Origin of the sequence: Streptomyces curacoi, from assembly GCF_001513975.1 — a bacterium.
Taxonomy (GTDB): domain Bacteria; phylum Actinomycetota; class Actinomycetes; order Streptomycetales; family Streptomycetaceae; genus Streptomyces; species Streptomyces curacoi.
Map to the genome: position 1 here is coordinate 35,868 of NZ_KQ947995.1, position 21,564 is coordinate 57,431.

17 protein-coding genes are annotated in these 21,564 nt (G+C 71.6%); 5 read left to right on the forward strand and 12 right to left on the reverse strand.

Features of this window, described 5'->3' with window-relative positions; all coding sequences use genetic code 11:
• Positions 1-141: 141 nt before the first annotated feature.
• Together AQI70_RS32720 and AQI70_RS32725 are read right to left on the reverse strand one after the other, a co-directional pair.
• On the reverse strand, positions 142-1,035 hold the full coding sequence (locus AQI70_RS32720; RefSeq protein WP_425264649.1) for an ABC transporter ATP-binding protein: 894 nt from the start codon (positions 1,033-1,035) through the stop codon (positions 142-144).
• Complete coding sequence (locus AQI70_RS32725) at positions 1,028-1,966, reverse strand: ABC transporter permease (protein ID WP_062156080.1); 939 nt, start codon at positions 1,964-1,966, stop codon at positions 1,028-1,030. Before AQI70_RS32725 ends, AQI70_RS32720 begins: the two co-directional genes overlap by 8 nt.
• A gap of 369 nt (positions 1,967-2,335) precedes the next feature.
• On the opposite strand from AQI70_RS32725, the gene AQI70_RS32730 reads away from it, so the two are divergent.
• From AQI70_RS32730 to AQI70_RS32745, 4 genes are all read left to right on the forward strand, one after another.
• Positions 2,336-2,974, forward strand: coding sequence for a TetR/AcrR family transcriptional regulator (locus tag AQI70_RS32730; protein WP_062156081.1), 639 nt, complete (start codon positions 2,336-2,338; stop codon positions 2,972-2,974).
• A gap of 242 nt (positions 2,975-3,216) precedes the next feature.
• Positions 3,217-3,927, forward strand: a complete 711-nt coding sequence (locus AQI70_RS32735) for a hypothetical protein (RefSeq protein WP_062156082.1) — start codon at positions 3,217-3,219, stop codon at positions 3,925-3,927.
• Between the two features lie 122 nt (positions 3,928-4,049).
• Positions 4,050-4,700 carry a hypothetical protein gene (locus AQI70_RS32740; RefSeq protein WP_062156083.1) on the forward strand — a complete coding sequence of 217 codons (651 nt, stop codon included), beginning with the start codon at positions 4,050-4,052 and terminating at the stop codon, positions 4,698-4,700.
• 107 nt (positions 4,701-4,807) lie between these two features.
• Complete coding sequence (locus AQI70_RS32745; RefSeq protein ID WP_159042723.1) at positions 4,808-5,128, forward strand: hypothetical protein; 321 nt, start codon at positions 4,808-4,810, stop codon at positions 5,126-5,128.
• A 37-nt stretch (positions 5,129-5,165) separates the two neighbouring features.
• On the opposite strand, the gene galE is transcribed toward AQI70_RS32745, so the two are convergent.
• The 4 genes from galE to AQI70_RS32765 all read right to left on the reverse strand — a co-directional run bounded on the left by galE (position 5,166) and on the right by AQI70_RS32765 (position 9,944).
• Entirely contained in the window at positions 5,166-6,146 is a 981-nt protein-coding gene (gene galE / locus AQI70_RS32750; RefSeq protein ID WP_062156085.1) for a UDP-glucose 4-epimerase GalE, read from the reverse strand.
• An 81-nt stretch (positions 6,147-6,227) separates the two neighbouring features.
• The gene (locus AQI70_RS32755; protein ID WP_062156086.1) at positions 6,228-7,994 is read right to left on the reverse strand and encodes a glycosyltransferase family 2 protein; all 1,767 of its coding nucleotides are present in this window, start codon (positions 7,992-7,994) and stop codon (positions 6,228-6,230) included.
• A gap of 43 nt (positions 7,995-8,037) precedes the next feature.
• The gene (locus tag AQI70_RS32760) at positions 8,038-9,333 is read right to left on the reverse strand and encodes a glycosyltransferase 87 family protein (RefSeq protein ID WP_208607494.1); all 1,296 of its coding nucleotides are present in this window, start codon (positions 9,331-9,333) and stop codon (positions 8,038-8,040) included.
• Positions 9,334-9,464: 131 nt separating this feature from the next.
• Positions 9,465-9,944: a MarR family winged helix-turn-helix transcriptional regulator gene (locus AQI70_RS32765; RefSeq protein ID WP_062156088.1), complete on the reverse strand. Its 480-nt coding sequence runs from the start codon at positions 9,942-9,944 to the stop codon at positions 9,465-9,467.
• A gap of 124 nt (positions 9,945-10,068) precedes the next feature.
• Here AQI70_RS32765 and AQI70_RS32770 point away from each other — a divergent pair, with 124 nt between their 5' ends.
• Complete coding sequence (locus tag AQI70_RS32770; protein ID WP_062156089.1) at positions 10,069-10,482, forward strand: organic hydroperoxide resistance protein; 414 nt, start codon at positions 10,069-10,071, stop codon at positions 10,480-10,482.
• A gap of 68 nt (positions 10,483-10,550) precedes the next feature.
• Here AQI70_RS32770 and AQI70_RS32775 read toward each other — a convergent pair whose 3' ends face one another.
• From AQI70_RS32775 to AQI70_RS32800, 6 genes are all read right to left on the reverse strand, one after another.
• Positions 10,551-12,188 carry a hypothetical protein gene (locus AQI70_RS32775; protein ID WP_244181928.1) on the reverse strand — a complete coding sequence of 546 codons (1,638 nt, stop codon included), beginning with the start codon at positions 12,186-12,188 and terminating at the stop codon, positions 10,551-10,553.
• A 93-nt stretch (positions 12,189-12,281) separates the two neighbouring features.
• The gene (locus AQI70_RS32780; protein ID WP_062156091.1) at positions 12,282-14,519 is read right to left on the reverse strand and encodes a bifunctional glycosyltransferase/CDP-glycerol:glycerophosphate glycerophosphotransferase; all 2,238 of its coding nucleotides are present in this window, start codon (positions 14,517-14,519) and stop codon (positions 12,282-12,284) included.
• A gap of 1 nt (position 14,520) precedes the next feature.
• Positions 14,521-16,722 (reverse strand): bifunctional glycosyltransferase family 2 protein/CDP-glycerol:glycerophosphate glycerophosphotransferase, encoded by a 2,202-nt coding sequence (locus AQI70_RS32785; RefSeq protein WP_062156092.1) that lies wholly within the window; start codon positions 16,720-16,722, stop codon positions 14,521-14,523.
• A gap of 157 nt (positions 16,723-16,879) precedes the next feature.
• Positions 16,880-19,141 (reverse strand): bifunctional glycosyltransferase/CDP-glycerol:glycerophosphate glycerophosphotransferase, encoded by a 2,262-nt coding sequence (locus tag AQI70_RS32790; RefSeq protein ID WP_062156093.1) that lies wholly within the window; start codon positions 19,139-19,141, stop codon positions 16,880-16,882.
• A gap of 163 nt (positions 19,142-19,304) precedes the next feature.
• The gene (locus tag AQI70_RS32795; RefSeq protein WP_062156094.1) at positions 19,305-20,219 is read right to left on the reverse strand and encodes a carbohydrate ABC transporter permease; all 915 of its coding nucleotides are present in this window, start codon (positions 20,217-20,219) and stop codon (positions 19,305-19,307) included.
• Positions 20,216-21,562: a carbohydrate ABC transporter permease gene (locus AQI70_RS32800; RefSeq protein WP_425264650.1), complete on the reverse strand. Its 1,347-nt coding sequence runs from the start codon at positions 21,560-21,562 to the stop codon at positions 20,216-20,218. Before AQI70_RS32800 ends, AQI70_RS32795 begins: the two co-directional genes overlap by 4 nt.
• Positions 21,563-21,564 lie beyond the last annotated feature (2 nt).

Genomic DNA, 21,564 nt, shown 5'->3' on the forward strand with positions numbered 1-21,564 from the left:
CTACTCCGTTGCGCCGGGCGCACCCTGTTCGGTCATAGTGACACTAATAGGGCGAAAGGGTGGTCTGCTGTTGCGCTGCCCGAGGGAACAGGTGCGCCTGACGAGGGGAGAGGGGTGGGTAACGAGGGAAGAGAGGGCGGGTCATGAGGGGAGAGGGACGGGCTTCGGTTTCGGCTTGGCTGCCTTGTCGCTCCTGTCGTTCTTGTCGCCCGTGAAGGCCTCGTACTCCTTCAGGACCTCGTCCGTCGGCCCGTCCATGCGCAGCTCGCCGCGCTCCAGCCACAGGACGCGGTCGCAGGTGTCGCGGATCGACTTGTTGTTGTGGCTCACCAGGAACACCGTGCCCGCGTGCTTGCGCAGCTCGCGGATGCGGGCCTCGGAACGTTTCTGGAAGGAGCGGTCGCCGGTGGCCAGGGCCTCGTCGATGAGCAGGACGTCGTGGTCCTTGGCGGCGGCGATGGAGAAGCGCAGGCGGGCCGCCATGCCGGAGGAGTAGGTGCGCATGGGCAGGGTGATGAAGTCGCCCTTCTCGTTGATGCCGGAGAAGTCGACGATCTCCTGGTAGCGCTCCTTGATCTGCTCGCGGGACATGCCCATGGCGAGGCCGCCGAGGTGGACGTTGCGCTCGCCGGTGAGGTCGTTCATCAGGGCCGCGTTCACGCCGAGGAGGGAGGGCTGGCCGTCGGTGTAGATACGGCCGTTCTCCACCGGGAGAAGGCCGGCGACCGCCTTGAGCAGGGTCGACTTGCCGGAGCCGTTGGTGCCGATGAGGCCGATGGCCTCGCCGCGGTAGGCGACGAAGGAGACCTTCTTGACCGCGTGCACCTTGCGCACGCCCGCCGCCTTCTCGGTCTGCTTGCGGCGGAGTATGCGGTTGAGGGCGGCGGTGGCGGAGCCGCGGCCGGCGCCCGTGCCGTTGACGCGGTAGACGATGTCGACGTCGTCGGCGATGACGGTGGGGATCCGGTCGGTGGGGATCCGGTCGGTGGGGGCCTTGTGGGTGGGGTGCTGCTGCGGGTTCGTGTTCTCAGCCACGGCCGTACGTCTCCTCAGCCTTCCAGAAGTAGATGAAGCCGCCGACTCCGGCGAGCAGCGCCCAGCCCGTCGCGATCGCCCACACGTGCGGCGGGAGCTGGCTCGCGTGGAAGCTGTCGATCAGTGCGAAGCGCATCAGGTCGATGTACACGGCGGCGGGGTTGGCCTGCAGGGCCGAGGTCACCCAGGACGGCCAGTCCGTGTGCTTGCTCATCATGTGGCTGATGCTGAACATCACGCCCGACGCGTACATCCAGGTCCGCAGCACGAACGGCATCAGCTGGGCGATGTCCGGGGTCTTCGCGCCCATCCGGGCCATGATCATCGCGATGCCGGTGTTGAAGACGGACTGCAGCACCAACGCCGGGACCGCCAGCACCCAGGAGGCGGCGACGGGTGTGCCGAAGCAGAGCAGGATGACCACCAGGGCCGCCATCGAGAACATCAGCTGCTGGAACTGCTGCAGCGCGAAGGAGATCGGCAGCGCGGCACGCGGGAAGTGCAGGGCCCGCACCAGGCCCAGGTTGCCGGAGATCGCGCGGGTCCCCGCCATGATCGAGCTCTGCGTGAACGTCCAGACGAACACCCCCGTCACCAGGAACGGGATGAAGTCCGGTATGCCGCGGCTGGTGCCCATCAGTTTGCCGAAGATGAAGTAGTACACCGCCGCGTTCAGCAACGGCGTCAGCACCTGCCACACCTGGCCCAGCTTCGCCTGGCTGTACTGCGCGGTGAGCTTGGCGGTGGCGAAGGCGCCGATGAAGTGGCGGCGGGCCCACAGCTGGCGGATGTACTCCGGCAGGGAGGGGCGGGCACCGCTGACCGAGAGGCCGTGCCGGGCGGCGAGGGCCGCGAGGTCGGCTTCGGGTGGGGCCGGGGGTGCCGGGGGTGCCGAGATCGTCGGGGGCGGTGTGTGGAGGGCCTGGGTCACATCCGCTGCTTTCGCTCGTGGGGTGGTGCGCGTGGGGGGTGCGCGTGCGGTGGGTGCGCGTGCGGCTGGTTGTGTCTGTCGCCCGGCGTTTCCTTACGTGACTCTTCACGTCTTCTTACGTCGGGACGGGACCGTATCGTCGCAACGTGAGCGTAGGTCGAGGGGGCGTCGGAACGCAACCGTTTCGTCGTGACGTTGGCGACAGTCGGCGGGCGCGGTGGCCGGCATGAGGACGTAACCGTTTCGTCGTGACGTGGACGGCGCTCGCCGTAGCGAGGTGCCTGACGTAGCGAGGTGCCCGACGGAGCGAGGTGCCCGACGTAGCGACGAGCCCGACGTAGCGACGGGCCCGTATCGTCGTAACGCCCTATGCTGGTCCACATGACGACGAACGCCGACCAGCCCCAGAGAGGTGCGCGCCGCCGGGCTCCCGCCGGGGCGGCGGTACTTCGGGAGGACGTGACGGAAGCCATTCGCGCGGCCGTCTTCGAGGAGCTGGCGGCCGTCGGCTACGCGCGGATGTCGATAGAGGGCATCGCGCGCCGCGCGGGCGTCGGCAAGACCGCCGTGTACCGCCGCTGGCGCTCCAAGCTGCACCTGGTGCTCGACGTGGTGTCGGCGGTCGCCGTCATGGGGCTGCCCGTGCCGGACGCCGGCTCCCTGGAGGGGGACCTGCGGCTGCTGTACGAGGTGACCGCGCGCGCCCTGCGTCACCCCCTGGCCTCGCAGATCCTGCCGGACCTCCAGGCCGAGGCGGCCCGCAGCCCTGAGATCGCCGAGGCGCTGCAGAAGGCGTTGCGGGAGGGGCAGGCGAGTGTTGCCAGCGGGATCGTGATGGCCGCGGAGAAGCGCGGCGAGGTGCGTCCGGGCATCGACGAGGAGCTGGCCCTCGACCTGATCTCGGGTCCCCTGTACTGGCGCTCTGTGGTGATCCGCAGCCCCAAGCTGCCCAAGGGCTATCTCGACGCCCTGGCCCGCGCCACCGCCCATGCGCTCAAGGCTCTGTAAGCGAGCCGTAGGCAGTAGGCCGCGTGGCACCGGCCGTCGCGCCGCCGAGAGGCTGGTCCACCCACGGTGACAGGTGTGCGACGGCAAGGTGACGCGCCGGAGAACGATCCCGCAGATCCGGCCGGGTAATTGATCGGCCTGATGGGACGGGTGTGCAAACAACTCCCTGGTGGTCAGTCTCGGTGCTCGGACGCCGGGCGCACGCTTCCGGCGCACGATGCCGAAACGCAGAGGAGACCAGGGTGAAGATCAACGGCGGCGCGCGCCGTAGTGAGGGCCTCGTGGCCCTACGGAAGAAGAGGAAGAAGAGTCCGACACGGAGCAGGTGGGTGGGGCTGCTGACGTTGGCGCTGGCCCCGTTGGTGGTGCTCGCGTCTCCCGGCTCCGCTTCGGCGGCCAGCACGGTGTGCCTGCAGAACGCGGACGGTTCCCAGAGCGATATCGCCGGCAACTGGTCGACTCCCGACAAGACACGGTCGGTGAGCGTGCAGCAGGCGTCCAAGACCTGGCAGGACTGGGTCTGGCGGGGCCCCAAGTTCCAGTGCCCCTGGAACGTGCCCAGCTGCTCCTACGCCTGGCAGCAGTCGAAGACGACGGGCTGGCAGTGGTCGGTCGGCCTCAACGTCAAGGTCCCGAGCGGCCTGAGCAAGGCGTTGAGCGAGCTCGCCGGCCTCACACCCTCGTACGGGCGCAACGGCTCCACCACCACCTCGTTCACCTACACGGCCAACCTGAAGCCTGGGCAGTTCGCCCAGCCGATCCAGGTCGTGGAGCGCCGCTGGACGAAGGGTGTCTACGTCGGCATCTACCACTCGACCGGGAAGTCCTGCCTGCCGAGCCCGACCAGGCCGAACGGCAACGCCTACCGGTACACCTGGTCCCCCAACGAGCGTTGGGGCAGCTGGACGACCAATCTGCGCGTGAGCGACTACGGGACGTACCACGTCTGGTAGTGACCCTTCCGGGTCATGACCGCGTTCGGTCGTGACCGGTCCGCTGAGGCACCCCGCCGACCGGCGGGGTGCCTCTCGGCTCGAACACTTCCCGAGTTCACCCGACCAACAGGACCTATCGCATGATGGTGCGTCGTTTCTCCCGTGCCGCCGCCGGTTCGATCACGGTGATCGCATTCGGTCTGCTGACCGCCTGCGGCACATCAACCCAGTCCACACCGTCGGTTGCCGACCGCACGTCCCCTCCCGTCACCGGCGCTGGCACCGGCACCGGCAGCGGCGCCGCCGGTTCGGTGAAGACGCTGCCGCCGTCCGAGCTGTGCACGATCCTGACCGTGGACGTCGCCAAGCAGCTCATCGCCGACGCTCGACCCACGGCCCGGGTCAGCCCCGACAAGGGAGAAGCCCCGGACGTCTGCGGTTACACCGCCGCCGACGGAGGGGCGACGCTGTCCCTCTCCCCGGCCTCCCGCACCTACGACACCGAACTGGCCGCCGCCCACGACCTGAGGGCGAACCCGGCCCCGGCCGGGATGCGCGACGTGCGGGTCGAGCCAGTGAGCGACCTGGGCCGGCGGGGCTTCCGGGAAACCAGCCGTCAGGTCCAGGCGCGGCAGCACATCACCTTCGTCGTGTGGGACGCGGGAGCCCGAACCTGGGTGATGACCTTCGCGACCTCGGCGGACACCTCGACAAAGCCGACCCCTGTGTCGGACGACAAGGTGGTCCGCGTCGCTCGCTCCGTCACCGCGAAACTGCCTCCCGGTCAGTGAGCCCTTTACGGCGATCCGAGCCCACAATGGAATGAGCGAAAGGGAATGGGTGAACCTGCGCGACGCGGCGTCCCCTCCGCACGCCCGGCGTCGCATCGTCGAACGACATGACAGCGAACGAGGAGGACCCCGTGTACGTCGTGGTCCAGCACAAGTTCTTGAAGCCGGAGGCAGCGTTCCCCCGCGGCCAGGCCCTTATCGACGGAACCGGGGCGCCCGAGGGCACCCGGGTGCTGCAGTTCTACCCCCATGTCGAAGGGTCCGCCGCGACGTGCCTCTGGGAGACGGAATCCGTCGAGGACGTCCAGCGCTTCGTCGACACAACTCTCGGGGACTCGAGCATCAACGTCTGCTACGAGGTCGACGCGGAGATGGCGTTCGCCGAGTCTCCACGCGGCCTGAAGCAGTCGTCGGCTTCGGCCTCCTGATCGGTTCCTGCCCCTGATCGGCTCCGGCAGCGGTGGCTCAGTCCCGCGCCGCCCCCGGATGCAGCCGCACCCACCCCTCCCACGCCGAGGTGATCATGTCCTGTACGTCGTGCCTGGCCTTCCAGCCCAGTTCGGTGGCGATGCGGTCGGCGGAGGCGACGACGCGGGCCGGGTCGCCGGGGCGGCGGGGCGTGACGGTCGGGGGGCTGTCGTAGCCGGTGACGGCGTTGATGAGGTCGATCATCTCGCGGACCGAAACGCCCTCCCCGCGGCCGATGTTGAGGGTGAGGTCCAGGCCGGGGGAGGAGTGGAGGGCGCGGGCCGTGGCCACATGGGCCTCCGCCAGGTCGACCACGTGGATGTAGTCGCGGATGCAGGTGCCGTCGGGGGTCGGGTAGTCGTCGCCGAAGATGCGCGGGGGCGCGTTCTCCGTCAGCTTCTCGAAGACCATGGGGATGAGGTTGAAGACGCCGATGTCGGCGAGCTTCGGGGTGGCCGCGCCGGCCACGTTGAAGTAGCGCAGCGATGCCGTGGCGATGCCGGTGGCGCGGCCCGTCGCCCGGACCAGCCACTCGCCCGCGAGCTTCGTCTCGCCGTACGGCGACATCGGCGCGCAGGGCGTCTCCTCCGTCACCAGGTCCACATCGGGCATGCCGTACACCGCCGCCGACGAGGAGAAGACGAAGGACCGCACATCGGCCGCCGTCGCGGCTTCCAGGAGGATGCGCAGGCCCTCGACGTTCTCCCGGTAGTAGTGCAGGGGAAGGTCGACCGACTCGCCGACCTGCTTCTTCGCCGCGAGGTGGACGACACCGGTGATGCGGTGGGCCGCGATGGCGCGAGCGATGCGCGCGCCGTCCAGGGTCGAGCCGACGACCAGCGGGACGCTGTCGGGCACGCGGTCGGCGATGCCGGTGGACAGGTCGTCGTACACCACGGCGCGCTCGCCCGCCTCGGTCATCGCCCGTACGACGTGCGCTCCGATGTAACCGGCGCCGCCGGTGATCAGCCAGGTCATGTGCGGCCGTCCCCTCGTCCGTGGACTGTCGTGGTGCGGTGCGGATCCCGGATCCCGGTGCCCGTGCTGCGGATCTCCGTATCAGTGAAGCAGGCGGCGGAGTCTGCCACGGACCACTGACGTGACTCCACGTAAACCGGGTGCTACGTGCAGTGCCAGCGCTCCCGAGTGCGTGGCGTACGGCTGTACGAGTATGACGGCGTGACGGGCGCTGACCACGGCGCGACGGCGCAGCAGGCCGGGGCCCGTGAGGGCGTGCGCCGTGACCTCGCGATACGCGCCTCCTCGGAAGCGCACGCGCAGCCGTAAATCCCACGTACCCTTCCCGGACCTGCCCCGCCCGGACCCGCCGAGCTCCTGCCCGGACCCGCCGAAGCTCTCCCCGGACCCGCCGAGCCCCTCCCCGGACCCGTCGAGCCCCTCCCCGGACCCGCCGAACGCGGCCCACCCGACCGCGACCTCGGCCGTCCACACGCCGCCCCCCGCAGCCGTGAGCCCCACCGTCGTACCCGCCCCCGTGAGCCCCACCGTCGTACCCGCCCCCGCCCCCGCCCCCGCCCCCGCCACGCGCCCCGTCTCCCGGCACCGCCACTCCACCTCCAGCGCCTCGGGCCCCGCCTGCGCGACCCTGCCGTACAGCTCGTGCAGACGTAGCCGGAGCAGGGCTGCACGCGCGCGTGGGCGCAGTTCCGCGTCCACGGCGAGGGGGAGGAGGCGGACCGGGCGGGTCAGCAGCGGCTCCAGGGTGAGCTGGGGGAGGTCGGCCGACCAGACGGGAGTGCCGTCGGGGGCGTGGGCGTAGGGCGGGAGGAGGCGTGCGGGGCGGGAGGCGAGGTCTCTGAGGCGGGGCAGGTCGCGCGGCTCGGGGGAGGCCAGGATGACGCGGCCGATGAGGCGGCCGGGCGCGGTGGGGTTGTGGGCCCAGTCGGAGGCGTCGTACTCCGCGAGATACGCCCGCGTGTGCGCCCACCACGCGCGCTGGTAGTGCGAGTCGTGCAACCCCAGCTCGCGCGTGTACATCCGCAGTTCGTGGTCGAGGAACTTGGCGCGTGCCGCCCGCGCCAGCTCCTTCTGCCCGGCGCCGAGGAGGATCTCGTGGGCCACCCGGCCCGCCTCCGTACGCGCCCGCCAGTTGCCGATGTCGGCGCGGTCCAGGGAGATGGACAGCCGGTGGGCGCTGCGGCGCACGTGCCAGACGTACACCCGGTCCGGGACGAGGGCGATGCGCGGCCCGGCGGCGAGCACGCGCGCGGTGAAGACGAAGTCCTCGTAGGGGAAGCGGCCTTCGGGGAAGCGGATGCCGTGCTCGCGCAGGAAGTCCGTGCGGTAGAGCTTGTTGACGCAGAGCGTGTCGTGGACCAGGCGCGGGCGCTGTGCGGGGCGCTCGACCACGGCGTGCGCGGCGTAGAGCGACGCCTGCCAGGGCACTTCGCGCCCCTCGGGCAGCTCCCGCCGCACACACAGCCCGCCCGCCACCTCCGCGCCCGCCCCCGTCGCCGCCGCGAGCAGCGAGTCCACCGCGCCGGGCGGGAGGACGTCGTCGCTGTCCAGGAACATCACGTACGGCGCCGTCACCCGGTCGAGCCCGGTGTTGCGCGGGCTGCCGCAGCCGCCGCTGTTGACCCGGCGCCGGACGACCTTCACGCGCGGGTCGGTCGCGGCGAGGCGGGTGAGGAGCGCCACGCTGTCGTCCGTCGAGCAGTCGTCCACGGCGACGACCTCCCGGACGGCGGGGCCCTGCGCCAGCGCCGAGCGGACGGCGGTCGTCACATGCGCGGCGTCGTTGTAGCCGATCACGATGACGCCGACCTGCGGGTCGCGCGCGGAGCGCGGGGCGTGAGGCTGCATGGGGCCACGTTCCGGAATCGTAGGAATGGTGGGTCATCGCCCGTCAAGAGGGGCTCGCGGCCCGTTCCGGAAGACGGCGGGAGCCGAGGTCCGGTTCACTCGCGGGCAGCGGCTTTTCGAGGGTGGACGGGCGGGGGACGGAGGGGCCGGTCGAGCGCCACAGGCGCCTGAAGGCGAGGGTGGCGGCCGCGACCAGCAGCCCGTTGCGCAGGACCATCAGCGCGCAGCCGGCCCAGGTGCTGGTCTCGACCTGGCGGTACAGGGCGGGGAAGACGACGGCGCTCACCGCGGTGGCCAGGACGATCAAGGCGGCTACCGGGCGTTGGGTGGTCTGCCGGGAGGTCAGGCACACGGCGGCCAGGCCCAGCAGCCAGATCATGTACTGCGGGCTGATCACCCTGCTCGTGACGGTGAAGAGCAGCACGGCGGTCAGCGCGGCGTCGTACGGGGTCGCCTCCGTCCAGCGCCCGGCCGCCGACCGGAACCGCCACAGCAGCAGCGCGGCGAAGGCGAGCGCCGTGAGCGCGAGGGACACGTGTGCCACGGTGGAGACGTACGGGCCGGTGAACTCCATCGCGCCGTACTGATAGCGCACCCTGCCCGGCCACCCGGCATGGGACGCGAGGCCGAGCACCGTGCCGCCGAGGGACTCGATCTGGACGCCTCGGCCGCCCTGCTGTGGCAGGAAGGCGAAGGGGTGGTCGAACGAGGCCGTGAGCAGCACCAGGGCCGCCGCCCCGACGCCGCCGCCCCACGCCCAGGCCGAGCGCGACGGGCGTCCCTTCCGGGTCCCGACGAGTACCAGCGCGGGCCACACCTTCACCAGGGCGCCCAGCGCCGCGAGCGCACCGCACGCGCGCGTGGAGCGCTGCAACGTCAACAGGGCGATGACGGCGAAGGCCGTGGCCTGCACGTCGTAGCGGGCGAACGGGATGTGCAGGAGGAGCGGGAGGCCGCCCGTCCACAGCGCCGCGCCGCGCAGAGTGCGGCCGGGGCGGGTGCCCGCGCGGGTCAGCGCGAGGGTGATCGCCGCGTCCGCGAGGAGGGTGAGGACGGCGAACGCCTGGAGGTACGTCAGGCCGGGCAGCAGCGCGGGGGACAGCAGCACCGGGCCGGCGCCGGGCGGGTACTGCCACAGCGGGTCGTGCGCCGGGAAGGTGCCGTGGGAGAGGACCTCGTACCAGCGGCCGTACAGGCCCCACACCTCACGGGAGACCGCGCCGCCGCCCAGCAGGGGCAGGGAGCTGTGGGCGAGCAGCCACAGCATCAGGGCGCGGCTGAGCAGCCAGGCGGCGGCCAGGGCCGGGACGGCGGGGCGGGTGAGGCGCGGGCGATTCATCACGGCGGATCGTAAGCCGGGTGAATGCCATATCTGAGGTAATACGCCGTCAGTAGACAGTAAGTGTCGGTTAATAAGACGAAACAGGGCGTGCGGTGGGCCCGCAAACAGGAGCCGAGGGGGGGAGGGGGCTACTGCACGCCCTGCCCCGGCATCTCCTCCAGTGCCGCCGCGTCCAGCGCCGCGGTGAGCTGATCCAGCCGCGCCCGCAGCTCGCGGATCTCGTCCACGTCGAACCCCGTCGCCGCGGCGATCCGGCGCGGCACCTCCAGTGCCCGCTCGCGCAGCGCCGCGCCCTCCCCGGTCAGCCGCACCTCCACCGAGCGCTCGTCGCGCGCGCTGCGCTCCCGGCGCACCAGGCCCGCCGCCTCCAGCCGCTTGAGCAGCGGTGACAGCGTTCCGGAGTCGAGGCGCAGGTGTTCGCCCAGCTTCTTCACGGGCAGGTCGCCGCGCTCCCACAGCACCAGCATCACCAGGTACTGCGGATAGGTGAGCCCCAGGTCCTTCAGGACCACGCGGTAGACGCCGCCGAAGGCGCGCGAGGCGGCGTTCAGGGAGAAGCAGATCTGCTGGTCGAGGCGGAGCCAGTCGGCCGTGGGCGTGGTCGTCATGCCTCCAGGGTAGCTCGCGCGTCCGTCATTTAGTTGTGCACAACTGAATTGTGTGCTCTACTTGTCGTCGTACGGCGGCCACCGACCGGACCGCCGGAACGTGACTTGAGAGGGATGGTTTTCCATGGACGCGCTCTACACCGCTGTCGCCACCGCCACCCACGGCCGCGAGGGCCGCGCCGTCACCAACGACGGCAAGATCGACCTCGCGCTGGCCATGCCGGTGGAGCTGGGCGGCAACGGCCAGGGCACCAACCCGGAGCAGCTGTTCGCCGCCGGGTACGCCGCCTGCTTCGGCAGTGCCCTCGGCCTCGTCGGCCGTCAGGCCAAGGTCGACGTCAGCGACGCCGCCGTCACCGCCGAGGTCGGCATAGGCAAGCAGGGCGAGGGCTTCGCTCTGCAGGTGACGCTGCGCGTCGAGCTCCCCGACACCCTGGACGAGGCGACCGGCCGCAAGCTGGTCGAGCAGGCCCACCAGGTCTGCCCCTACTCCAACGCCACGCGCGGCAACATCGACGTCGACCTCGTCATCGAGTAACAGCACCCCGCACCTGGCACTCGGCACCCAGCACCGCCGCAGCCGCGGAGCGACAGCGACCGCGCTCCTCACCCGATCCGCGCCAACACCTCCCCCGTCCGCCGACTCCACGCCACCACCACCGCCTCCTCCGGCACCCGCTTCCACCGCGTCAGCAGCAGCCAGCGCGCGTGGTGGCGCCGGGCGATGGCCGTGCGCTCGGCCCGGGTCGACGCGGGGGAGAGGTAGGCGCGGACATCGGCGAGCCGGCGTTCCCGTTCCCGCTCGTCCAGGGCGGGGTCGGGCCAGGTCGGCGCGGCGAGGTTCAGCCCGTACCCGGGGATGGAGCGCGGCGCGAAGTGCCCGTCGGAGATCACCACCTCGCCCTTGCCGACGTGCCGTGCCACCCACGCGTACGACGGCCAGCGCGACGGCTGTTCCAGCCCCACCGGATCCAGCGCGCGCGGCACGACCGCCCCGCCCTGCACGGTGAGGAACCCGACACAGGCCCCGGCGGCCGCCGCCCCGCCCAGCGCCCTGCGCGCCCTGCCCCACGGCCGGGGCGCCGCCAGCTCCACCGCGAGCGCGAACTGCGGGGGCACCAGGGTGAGCCCCAGGATCCTGCCGTAGGTGTAGTGGCCGCTGACCCAGCCGTACGCCACGAGCAGGCAGTCGAGGACGAACAGCAGCACCAGCGGATCCCGCCGGGAACCCCTGCGCCACCGCCGCCACAGTGCCGGCAGCCCCAGCAGCGCCAGCCAGAACTGCCCGCCGAGGTGCTCGTACAGCCGTCGGTGCATCGCGTCCACGCTGCTGTCCCCGGCCAGCGCGAACACGTCGAAGTACGGCCAGGACTCGGCGACCAGCACCGCCGTACCCGCCGTCACCCCCCACCGCACGAGCACGGCGGCCCTCCCCCGGGTTCTCGGCTTCGCTCGGACAGCGGGCACCCCCGTCCCCCGCTGCCACCCGGCCGCGAACGCCACCGCGCCCAGCACCGCCGCGGCCGCGGTGATCGGATGGATCAGCAGGATCAGCCCGTACAACACGCCGAGCCCCGCGTACCCGGCGAACCCCGGCAGCCCGCTCGGCCCGACGTACCGGACCGGCCCTTCCCCCCGGGCCTGCGCCCCCGTCAACGCCCAGGCCCAGAAGGTGAGTCCGATGGCGAACGCCGACGGGTAGCCGAGATTCCCCGTCATCGACATCAGGCTGAGGAACCCGCTCCACCAGACCCGCTCGGTCCCCCACAGCAGTGTCATCGCGCCCACCGCGAGCACCGGCGCCCACGGCCTCGGTGTCAGCACCCGCACCAAGCGGCCGATGCCGGTGAGCAGCACCAGCAGGTTCAGCGGACCCGCCAGCCGCACCACCTCCCAGCCGCCCAGCCCGGTCAGCCGGGCGAACACCCCCTGGGCGACCGCGTACGGCGAGTAGTAGGGGCTGCCCGCGCCCGGCAGGTCGGCCATCGGGTGGCGCGGGTGGAGCAGGTCCGCCTTCAGGCGTTCCACGACGGCCGCGTGCTGGCCCGCGTCGCAGCACAGCGGTACGCGCCAGTACGCCAGTGACATCACCAGCCAGAACAGAAAACCGAAGACCTGATACGGCGTCGGACGCGGGCCGCGGCCGCCGCGCAGGGCACTCGCGCCGCGCACGGTCCTCCGGACGAGGGCACCGACATCGGCGCCCGCGGCTCCGAACATGGAGGTTGCGGGGGTTTGAGGCATTTGCCGTATGTTCCCGGTGGGGTCAACGGATGTTCCTCACATCACCTCATCGAGTGATCCCATCATCAGGGGAACGCCCCGCACGAAAACTCTTCAGCGGGCGTCCGTGAACGACCTCTCGCCGGCCGGAGCGGGCACCGCCCCCGGCGCGCCGGTCTCCTCCGGCATCGACTCGCCCAGCATCAGCATCCGCACCACCCGCTCCGCGGCCCGCCCGTCGTCGAACTCGCAGAACCGCTCCCGGAATCCCTCCCGCAACCGCGCCGACTCCCCGTCCCGCCAGGTACCGGACGCGAACAGCCACGCCAACTCCCGGTAGGAACGCGACACATGGCCCGGCGCGTCGGCCGTGATGTCGAAATAGGCGCCCCGGCTCGCCGCGTACGCCCCCCAGTCGTCGGCGTGGACCACGATCGGGCGGTCCAGGTTGGCGTAGTCGAACATCAGGGCGGAGTAGTCGGTGACCAGGACGTCGGAGGCGAGCAGCACGTCCTCGACATGCGGCTCGTCCGTCGCGTCGATCACCACGCCCCGCCGGTGCAGATCGGCCAGCCCCATCCCGCGAGCGGTGCCGTGCGCCAGCGACGGGTGCAGGCGCACGACCAGCGTGTGGCCCGGGCCGAGGTCCGCGGCGAACCGGGCGAGATCGAACCGGTCGACATGGCCGCCCCGGCGGTACTCACGCCGGGTCGGCGCGTACAGCACGACGGTGTGCCCTTCGGGCACGCCGAGCCGCGCACGGACGGCCTCACCGGCCTCCGGGCCCGCGTTGACCAGCACGTCGTTGCGCGGGCTCCCGGTCCTGAGCGAGGTGAAGTGACAGGGATACGCCCGCTCCCACACCAGCTCCGAATGCCGGTTGGCGACCAGGCTGTAGTCCCAGCGGTCCGCCCGCCACAGCATCTTCGGCACGTCGAAGCCGTGCCGGGCGCCGGGCTTGGTCAGCAGGTCCGCCGCCATGTACTTCAGCGGGGTGCCCTGGTGGGTGTGGATGTGGACGCTCCCGGGGCGTTTGGCCAGGGTGCCGGGCCAGTTGACGTTGTTCACCCAGTACGTGGCCCGCGCCATCACCTCGTGGTAGCGCCGCGAGCCCGGCGTCACGAAGTCGATGCCGGGCGGCAGCGCGTCCACCGCGTCCTCCCGGACCACCCACACGCCCTTGAGGTGCGGGGCGATCTCGCGGGCCTTGGCGTGGATCGCCGCCGGATCGCCCAGCACCCCGCGATGCGAGAACGCCGAGTAGACGGCCAGATGCGGATCGCGCGGCAGCTTCGACCGGGCCGCGTACCAGGCCCGCTGGGCCCGCTCCGACGCCGCCCGCGTCACGCGCCGCTTGCCGCTGCCCGCCGCCCGGCGCAGATCCCGCAGGCCGCGCGCCATGGCGTACGACGCGTAGGGCGCCGTCGCCAGCAGCCGCATCTCCCGGCCGCGCCAGCCGTCCGGCGGGATGAAGCCCTCGGGGAGGTGACGGGCGTGGAAGGAGCGGATCTCGCGGTAGAAGTCCGGTCGGTCCTTCGGCGTCACCCGGTCCTCACGGGCGAGCACGAACAGCATGTGGTCCAACGCCCGCTCGAACAGCAGCGGGCGCGCCCACGCCAGTTCCGGGCGCTCTTCCAGGAACGCGAACAGGCCCTCGTACTGCGGGAAGATGTCGAAGTGCCGCCGCCCCGGCGTCTTGGTGATCGCGCCCTGCCGGCGCTGCCGGTACTCGACCCCGATCCGCTCCAGACAGGCGATGCGGTCGGCGAGGACCATCGAGCGGTAGGTGACGGGCGCGTCCTCGTACAGGCCCGGGGCGTAGCGCAGCTCGTGCTTCAGGAAGAAGTCACGCCGGTACGCCTTGTTCCACGCGACCAGGAACAGATGCAGGTACTCCGGGCTCTCACGGACGTTGAAGGTGCCGGTGCCCGCCGCGGCCAGCAGATCCGCCGACGTACTGGGGCCGCCGCGCCCCCACCAGTGGGTGCGCACATGGTCGAAGACCAGGATGTCCGGGTCGCCGGTCGCCTCCAGATGCGCGGCGACGGCGGTCAGCAGGCCCGGCGTGTAGTGGTCGTCGCTGTCGAGGAAGAGGACGTAGTCACCGCTCGCCTGCTCCAGCCCCGCGTTGCGGGCCCGGCCGAGACCGACGTTCTCCGGCAGGTGCAGCACCCGCACGCGTGCGTCGCGTTCGGCGTACTCGTCCAGGATGGCGGGGCAGCCGTCGGGGGAGCGGTCGTCGACGGCGATCACCTCGAAGTCGGTGTGCGACTGCCCGAGCACCGAGTCGAGGCACTCCCGCAGGTAGCCCTGCACCTTGAAGACGGGGACGATGATGCTGAAGCGGGGCACGTCAGTTCCTCACGAGGGTCGTCGCGGCGGGGGCGGGGATGCGCTCGGCGAGTGGGATCACCGGCTCGGCCGCCTCGGGCGGCTCGCCCAGCAGCACCCGGCGTACGACGCGCTCGGCCGCGCGCCCGTCGTCGAACTGGCAGAAGCGCTCCCGGAACGCGGCGCGCAGGGCCCTGGCCTCCTCGTCCGCGTACGAGCCGTCGCGGATGACGGCCGCCAGCTCCTGCGGGGTGCGCACCACCCGGCCCGGCGCGTTCTCCATCAGGTCGAAGTAGACGCCCCTCAGCTCCCGGTAGACGTCCCAGTCGTCCGCGTAGACGACGATCGGCCGGTCCAGGTTGGCGTAGTCGAACATGATGGACGAGTAGTCGGTGATCAGCGCGTCGGCGGCCAGACACACGTCCTCGGCGCAGCGGTGTCCGGTGACGTCGATGATCCGGCCGGAGCCGCGCGCGGTGCCCTGGTCGTAGAAGTAGTGGGCGCGCAGCAGCACGACGTACTCGTCGCCGATCTCCTCGCACAGCGCCTGCAGATCGAGGCCGGTCTCGAAGCCGGTGGCGTGGTCGCGGTGCGTGGGCGCGTACAGCAGCGCCTTCTTGCCCTCGGGAACGCCCAGTTCGCGGCGGACCCGGGCGACGTCGGCGGCGGTCGCCGTGTAGTACACGTCGTTGCGCGGATAGCCGTACTCCAGGGTCTCGTGCTCGGCGGGGAACGCGCGCTCCCACATCTGGGTGGAGTGACGGTTGGAGCTGAGGTTGTAGTCCCAGCGGTCCACGCGCGCCAGCAGCCTGGCGAAGCTGCCGGTCGCCGCCGCCACCACGGGATACGTCGCCTGGTCGGCGCCCATCTTCTTCAGCGGGGTGCCGTGCTGGGTCGACAGATGCACGCTGCCCTCGCGCTTGACGACGGCGTCCGCGAAGTTGGCGTTGTTGATCAGGTACTTGGCGCGGGCCAGCACGTCCCAGTACACACGGCTGCCGATGACGGCGTACTCCACGCCCTTCGGCATGCTGTCCACCGCGTCCGGCTCGACCAGGAACACCGAGCGGATGTGCGGGGCGAGTTCGCGCGCCTTGGCGTGGATCGCGGCCGGGTTGCAGACGTAACCGCGGCCCCAGTACGCGCAGTACACGGCGAGGTTCTGATCCAGCGGGCGGCGCAGCTGCCAGCGGTAGCGCAGCCGGGTCCGCAGTCCGCGCGGGCGCGGGAGTGCCGAGGCCATCCGTGCCGCCGCCTGGTTGGCCCCGCGCAGCGCCCGGAACGCCGCGTAGGCCCCGCTCGCCAGCAGCCGGTGCTGCACGCCGAGGCTGCCGCCCGGGGTCCGGAACCCGGCGGGCCGGTGCCGCCGGTAGAGGCCGCTCGCCCGGCGGAAGAAGGCGCGCCGCCCGCGCCCCAGCCGCCGCGGATGCGCGGCCGTCTTCAGTACGACGGCGAAGAGCTGCTCGAACAGCGGCCCGAACCGCTCCTCGGACAGCCCCCGCTCGGCCGCCCGCGTCAGCACCAGCTCGGCCTGGTCCAGCAGCTCGAAGTGGTGCTCTCCCGGCAGCCCCAGCAGGTTGCCCTGCCGTCGCAGCAGATGCCGTACGACGACCCGGCGCAGCACCGCGACGCGCTCGGCGCCCAGCACCACCAGGCCGCCGAACCCGACGTCGGTGAAGTGGCCGTCGGGGAAGGCGAGTCGTCCTTCGGCGAGGAAGGCGCGCCGGTAGGTGGCGCTCCACGCCGGCAGCTGCACCCCCGTCAACTGCGGAGCCCGCTCCGGCGCGAAGTCCCCGTCCGGCGCCGTCGCCAGCAGCAGTGCGGCCGGGTTGGTCGGCTCGCCCACCCACCACGGGGTCCGCTCGTGCTCGAAGTACAGGACGTCCACGTCACCGGTCTCGCCCAGCCGTGCGTCCAGCGCCGCCAGCGCGCCCGGCACCAGCACGTCGTCGCCGTCCAGGAACAGCAGCCAGTCGCCGATCGCGGCACGCAGCCCCGCATTGCGCGCCCCGGCCAGCCCGGCCGTCGGTGGCGAGTTCACCGGCGCCACCCGGCAGTCCCGCTCGGCGTACCCGGCGACGACGTCCGCCGCCGGGGAGTCGGGGGCGTCGCAGACCGGGATCAGCTCGAAGTCGCCGAACGACTGGGCGAGGACCGAGTCCAGCGCCTGGGAGAGCCGGCCCGCGACCCCATGGGACGGGACGATGATGCTGAAGCGGGGCATACTGCTCTTTCTGTCGATGTTCTGCAGGAGGCGGGGCCGGCCTCAGCCGGCGCGACATCGGCCGGGCCGTCCGACCGGACGCCAGGTGGACGGCCGGCTCGGAGTGGGCCGTGACGGGCTGGAGGGCATACGGACTCCTCTTCAGTGAGAACGGCGCTCAGTGGCTGTCGGTGACGGTCAGGGGCCCCGTGGGTGGGGGCACGGTGGCGAGCGGGGAGTGCGCGAGGCCAGCGGCCGGGGACGGCACGGGGTGGCGTTTGCCGAGCGGCACGACGGGCGGGTGGTTCCTCTCGCCCAGCACCACATGGCGTACGACCCGCTCGGCGGCGCGTCCGTCGTCGTGCGGGCAGAAGCGCTCACGGAACGCCGACCGCAGCTGGGCGGAGCGCGAGCCGCGCCAGTGGCCGGTGGCGAAGATGTCGATCAGCTCGTCCTCGCTGCGCGACACCGCGCCCGGCGGGAAGGACCGCAGATCGAAGTAGGTGCCGCGGGCCGCCTCGTACGCCTCCCAGTCCTCGGCGTGGATCACGATTGGCCGGTCCAGGTTGGCGTAGTCGAACATGATCGACGAGTAGTCGGTGACCAGGGCGTCCGAGGCGAGGCACAGCGACTCCACGCTCGGGTGGTCGGTGACGTCGATGACCTGGCCGGCGGTCGGGGCGAGGGGGCCGCCGTGCAGGCGGTGGGCGCGGGCCAGGACGACGAAGCGGGGGCCCAGGCGGCTCAGCACGCGGTGCAGGTCGAGGGTGGTGCGCTGGGTGCGGCGGTAGTCGCGGTGGGTGGGCGCGTAGAGGAGCACGACCGCGCCCTCGGGGATGCCGAGCGACTTGCGGATCCGGCTCACGTCCGCCGAAGTCGCCTGCTGGAAGACGTCACCGCGCGGGCTGCCGTATTCGAGGGTGGTGTAGCCGCCGGGGTACACGCGCTCCCAGGTCAGCGTGGAGTGGCGGTTGGCGGACAGGACGTAGTCCCACTTGTCGACGTCGTCGAGGAGCGCGTCGAAGTCCATGCCCGCGGCGGCCGCCGGGCGTTCGATCAGGTCCAGGCCCATGTGCTTGAGCGGGGTGCCGTGCCGGGTCTGCACCAGGACCTGGCCGCGGCGCTTGACCAGGCGGCGGTCGAAGGCGGCGTTGTGGACGAGGAACTTGGAGCGGGCGAGGGCCGTCCAGTAGGCGGCCGTGCCGGGGCGCAGCCGGCGGGTGCCCGCGGGGACGGTGTGGTGCTGCTCGGCGTCGGCGACCCAGGCCGTGCGGATGTGCGGGACGTGCGTGCGGAACGCCTGCTCCAGGGCGCCCGGGTCACCGCCGTGGCCGCCTGTGCCGTGGGCGGCGAAGACGGCGCGGTCGGCGCGCAGGGGGAGGCGCCGCTGGATGCGGTAGTGCAGGCGCAGGGCGGTGACACGCAGGCCCTTCAGCAGGCGGTCGGCCAGCTTGGCGGCACGGCGGGCCAGGGCCGCCGTCAGCCGCAGGGCGCCGTACGTGCGGTGCAGGCCCAGGCGGACCAGGGTGTGGTGGACACGGGCGCGCGGCGGGACGGGCGCGCCGGGGGTGCGGTAACGGCGGTAGTACGTGCGGGCCCTGCGCAGGAACTCGGCGCGGCTGCGGCGCGGGAGGCGGTCGCGGCGGGTGAACACCACCACCAGGTGGTCGACCATCCGGCGGAACAACAGCGGGCGCCAGCGGGCGAGTTCGGGGTTGCGGTCGACGTACGCGAAGACCCGGTCGTACTGCTCGAAGATGTCGAAGTGCCGCGGGCTGACCGTGCCGAGGATGCCGCCCCGGCGCCGCTGCCGGTAGTGCACGCACACCCGGTCCAGGGTCGCGATCGACTCCGCCGCCATCAGGACCGGGTACGTCCAGGGCGTGTCCTCGTAGTAGCCGGACGGGAAGGCGAAGCCCTCCTCCTCGACGAAGTCCCGCCGGTACGCCTTGTTCCAGGCGACCATCAGCATCCGCAGCAGTCCCGGGCGGTCCGTCAGCCGGAAGGGCGCCGGGCCCTCCTCGGTGAGCTGCGCGGCGGCCTGGTTGCGGATAGTCTCGCCGGTCCAGTAGGTGCGCGCGTAGTCGTAGACCAGGACGTCCGGCTCGCCGGTCTCCTTCAGCCGGTCGGCGATCGCGCGCAGGGCGTCCGGGGTGAGCGTGTCGTCGCTGTCGAGGAAGATCAGGTAGTCGCCGGTGGCCTGCGCGACACCGGCGTTGCGGGCCGGCCCCAGCCCCTGGTTCTCGGTGAGGTGCACGGCGCGCACACGCGTGTCGCGGGCCGCGAACTCGTCGATGATCGCGCCGCACGCGTCCGGCGAGCAGTCGTCGACGGCGATCAGTTCGAGATCGGGACACGACTGTGTGAGCACCGATTCCAGGCACTCGTGCAGGTACGCCTGAACGTTGTACGCGGGGACAATGACACTGAACCTGGGCAAGGGACATCCACTGGGTCGACCTGGGCGGTGGGGGCTGTCGCCCTGCCGGGAACGGCCAATGGAGTGACTTGGTTACGGTGCGTACGGCATACGAGGGACGGAGCGTCCACGACAGGGGGCGGACCGGTGCCGGCCCGCCCCCTGGAGCGCCACGCCCGCGCGGCTACTTGACCGCGCCCGCCATCACACCGGACACGAACTGCCGCTGGAAGGCGAAGAACACGACCAGCGGGATCACCATGGAGATGAACGCGCCGGGCGCCAGGACGTCGATGTTGTTGCCGAACTGCCGTACCTGTGTCTGCAGCGCGACCGTGATCGGCTGGCTGCCGGAGTCGGTGAAGATCAGCGCGACCAGCATGTCGTTCCACACCCACAGGAACTGGAAGATGCCGAGCGCGGCGATCGCCGGCCCGCCGAGCGGCATCACGACGCGGAGGAACAGGCGCAGTTCACCGGCACCGTCCAGGCGGGCCGCCTCCAGCAGCTCCCTCGGGATCTCCGCGAAGAAGTTCCGCAGCAGGAACACGGCGAACGGCAGCCCGAAGCCGACGTGGAAGAGGATCACGCCGGTCAGGGAGCCGAAGATGCCGATGTTGCCGAACAGTTCGGCGATCGGGATCAGCGCCACCTGCACCGGCACGACCAGCAGGCCGACCACGCCCAGGAACCACCAGTCGCGGCCCGGGAACTCCATCCACGCGAACGCGTACCCCGCGAGCGAGCCGATGACGACGACGAGGACCGTCGCCGGCACCGTGATCAGCACGGTGTTGAGGATCGAGTCGGTGATGTCCGGGTTGCTCAGGAGCTTGTCGTAGCTCTCGAAGGTGAGTTGGGAAGGCTTGCTGAACACCTCCCACCAGCCGCTCGCGGCCAGTTCCTGCGGCGGGCGCAGGGAGGACAGCAGCAGCCCGATCGTCGGCACCAGCCAGAACAGGCCGACGACGATGAGGAACACCCGCACCAGCCCGCCGCTGACGCCGGAGACGAGCCGGCCGCCGAGGGACTGCTTGGCCTTGACGACCGTCAGGGGCGGAGGTGCCGTCTTCGTGAGCCCGCCGGCGTTCGCACTCATCGCCGCCCCTCCCGCCTGAGCCTACGGATGTTGAACCACATCACCGGGATCACGAGCAGCAGCAGGAACACCGCGATCGCGCTGGCGATGCCCGGCTGGTCCTCGGAGAAGCCCTTGCGGTACAGCTCCAGGGCGAGCACGTTCGCGTCGTCCTGGGAGGAGCCCGGGGCGATGATGAAGACCAGGTCGAAGATCTTCAGGACGTTGATCATCAGGGTGACGGTGACGACCGCGAGGACGGGCGCCAGCAGCGGCACCGTGACCCTGCGGAACACCTGCCACTCGTTGGCGCCGTCGACCCGGGCCGCCTCCAGCAGATCGCGCGGGATGCCCGCGAGCCCGGCCGCGATCAGCACCATCGCGAAACCCGCCCACATCCAGATGTACGACCCGATGATGGCCGGTGTGACCAGGGACGGGCCGAGCCAGTCCAGCCCGTTGTACGCCTCCTTGAAGTTGTCCGCCGGCAGCCGCAGCTGTGCCCCGTCGGCGGCGGCCGGCAGCGTGAACGTGCCGTCGTCGGCCGCCGTCGTGGACGCCACGACCTCGCCGTCCTTGACGGCCTCGATCTTCATCCCGGCATAGCCCAGCTCGGACGCGTCGACGCCGCCGAGCGTGCCGACGCCCCTGCCGCGGGTGAAGTCCTGCCAGGTGGTGCCGGTGACCTTCCCCGGCTCCGCCTGCGCCGCCACGGCCTTCTCGGCGCCGCCGGGCATCTGGTCGGGGGCGACGCCGACCAGGGGCAGGGTCACCGGGGTGCCGGCGCTGACGGTGGCCTTGGTGATGAAACCGCCGCCCGGTGCCGCTTCGAGCGGCGACTCCCGGCCCGGGTGGGCCTTCGGGAACGCGGACGCCTGCGCGAAGGTGTCGTGGACACCCACCCACACCGCGTTCGCGACGCCCTTGTCCGGGTCCTGGTCGTAGACGAGCCGGAAGATGATGCCCGCCGCCAGCATCGAGATCGCCATCGGCATGAAGACGACCAGCTTGAACGCCGTACCCCAGCGCACCCGCTCGGTCAGCACCGCGAAGACCAGACCGAGCGCGGTGGCGATCGTGGGGGCGAACACCACCCACAGGACGTTGTTCTTGAGGGCGGTGCGGATGCCGTCGTCGGTGAAGAGAGCCTCGTAGTTGTCGAGTCCGGCGAAGCCGCCGCCGGACTGGTCGTAGAAACTGCGCACGACCGAGTACCCGATCGGGTAGACCACGAGCGCGCCGAGCAGCACGAGAGCGGGCAGCAGGAACAGGGCCGCCATGGTCCAGCGCGTGCCGGTCACACTCTTGCGCGACTTGGGTGCGGCAGGGGTCGGAGGGACCCCTGCCGCTTCCGCCGACGCCATGA

Coding starts and splice junctions, on each gene's coding strand:
- AQI70_RS32730 (WP_062156081.1), top strand. CDS start 2,336: ATGCTGGTCCACATGACGACGAACGCCGACCAGCCCCAGAGAGGTGCG.
- AQI70_RS32740 (WP_062156083.1), top strand. CDS start 4,050: ATGATGGTGCGTCGTTTCTCCCGTGCCGCCGCCGGTTCGATCACGGTG.
- AQI70_RS32745 (WP_159042723.1), top strand. CDS start 4,808: ATGACAGCGAACGAGGAGGACCCCGTGTACGTCGTGGTCCAGCACAAG.
- galE (WP_062156085.1), bottom strand. CDS start 6,146: ATGACCTGGCTGATCACCGGCGGCGCCGGTTACATCGGAGCGCACGTC.
- AQI70_RS32755 (WP_062156086.1), bottom strand. CDS start 7,994: ATGCAGCCTCACGCCCCGCGCTCCGCGCGCGACCCGCAGGTCGGCGTC.
- AQI70_RS32760 (WP_208607494.1), bottom strand. CDS start 9,333: ATGAATCGCCCGCGCCTCACCCGCCCCGCCGTCCCGGCCCTGGCCGCC.
- AQI70_RS32765 (WP_062156088.1), bottom strand. CDS start 9,944: ATGACGACCACGCCCACGGCCGACTGGCTCCGCCTCGACCAGCAGATC.
- AQI70_RS32770 (WP_062156089.1), top strand. CDS start 10,069: ATGGACGCGCTCTACACCGCTGTCGCCACCGCCACCCACGGCCGCGAG.
- AQI70_RS32775 (WP_244181928.1), bottom strand. CDS start 12,188: ATGCCTCAAACCCCCGCAACCTCCATGTTCGGAGCCGCGGGCGCCGAT.
- AQI70_RS32785 (WP_062156092.1), bottom strand. CDS start 16,722: ATGCCCCGCTTCAGCATCATCGTCCCGTCCCATGGGGTCGCGGGCCGG.
- AQI70_RS32795 (WP_062156094.1), bottom strand. CDS start 20,219: ATGAGTGCGAACGCCGGCGGGCTCACGAAGACGGCACCTCCGCCCCTG.
- AQI70_RS32800 (WP_425264650.1), bottom strand. CDS start 21,562: ATGGCGTCGGCGGAAGCGGCAGGGGTCCCTCCGACCCCTGCCGCACCC.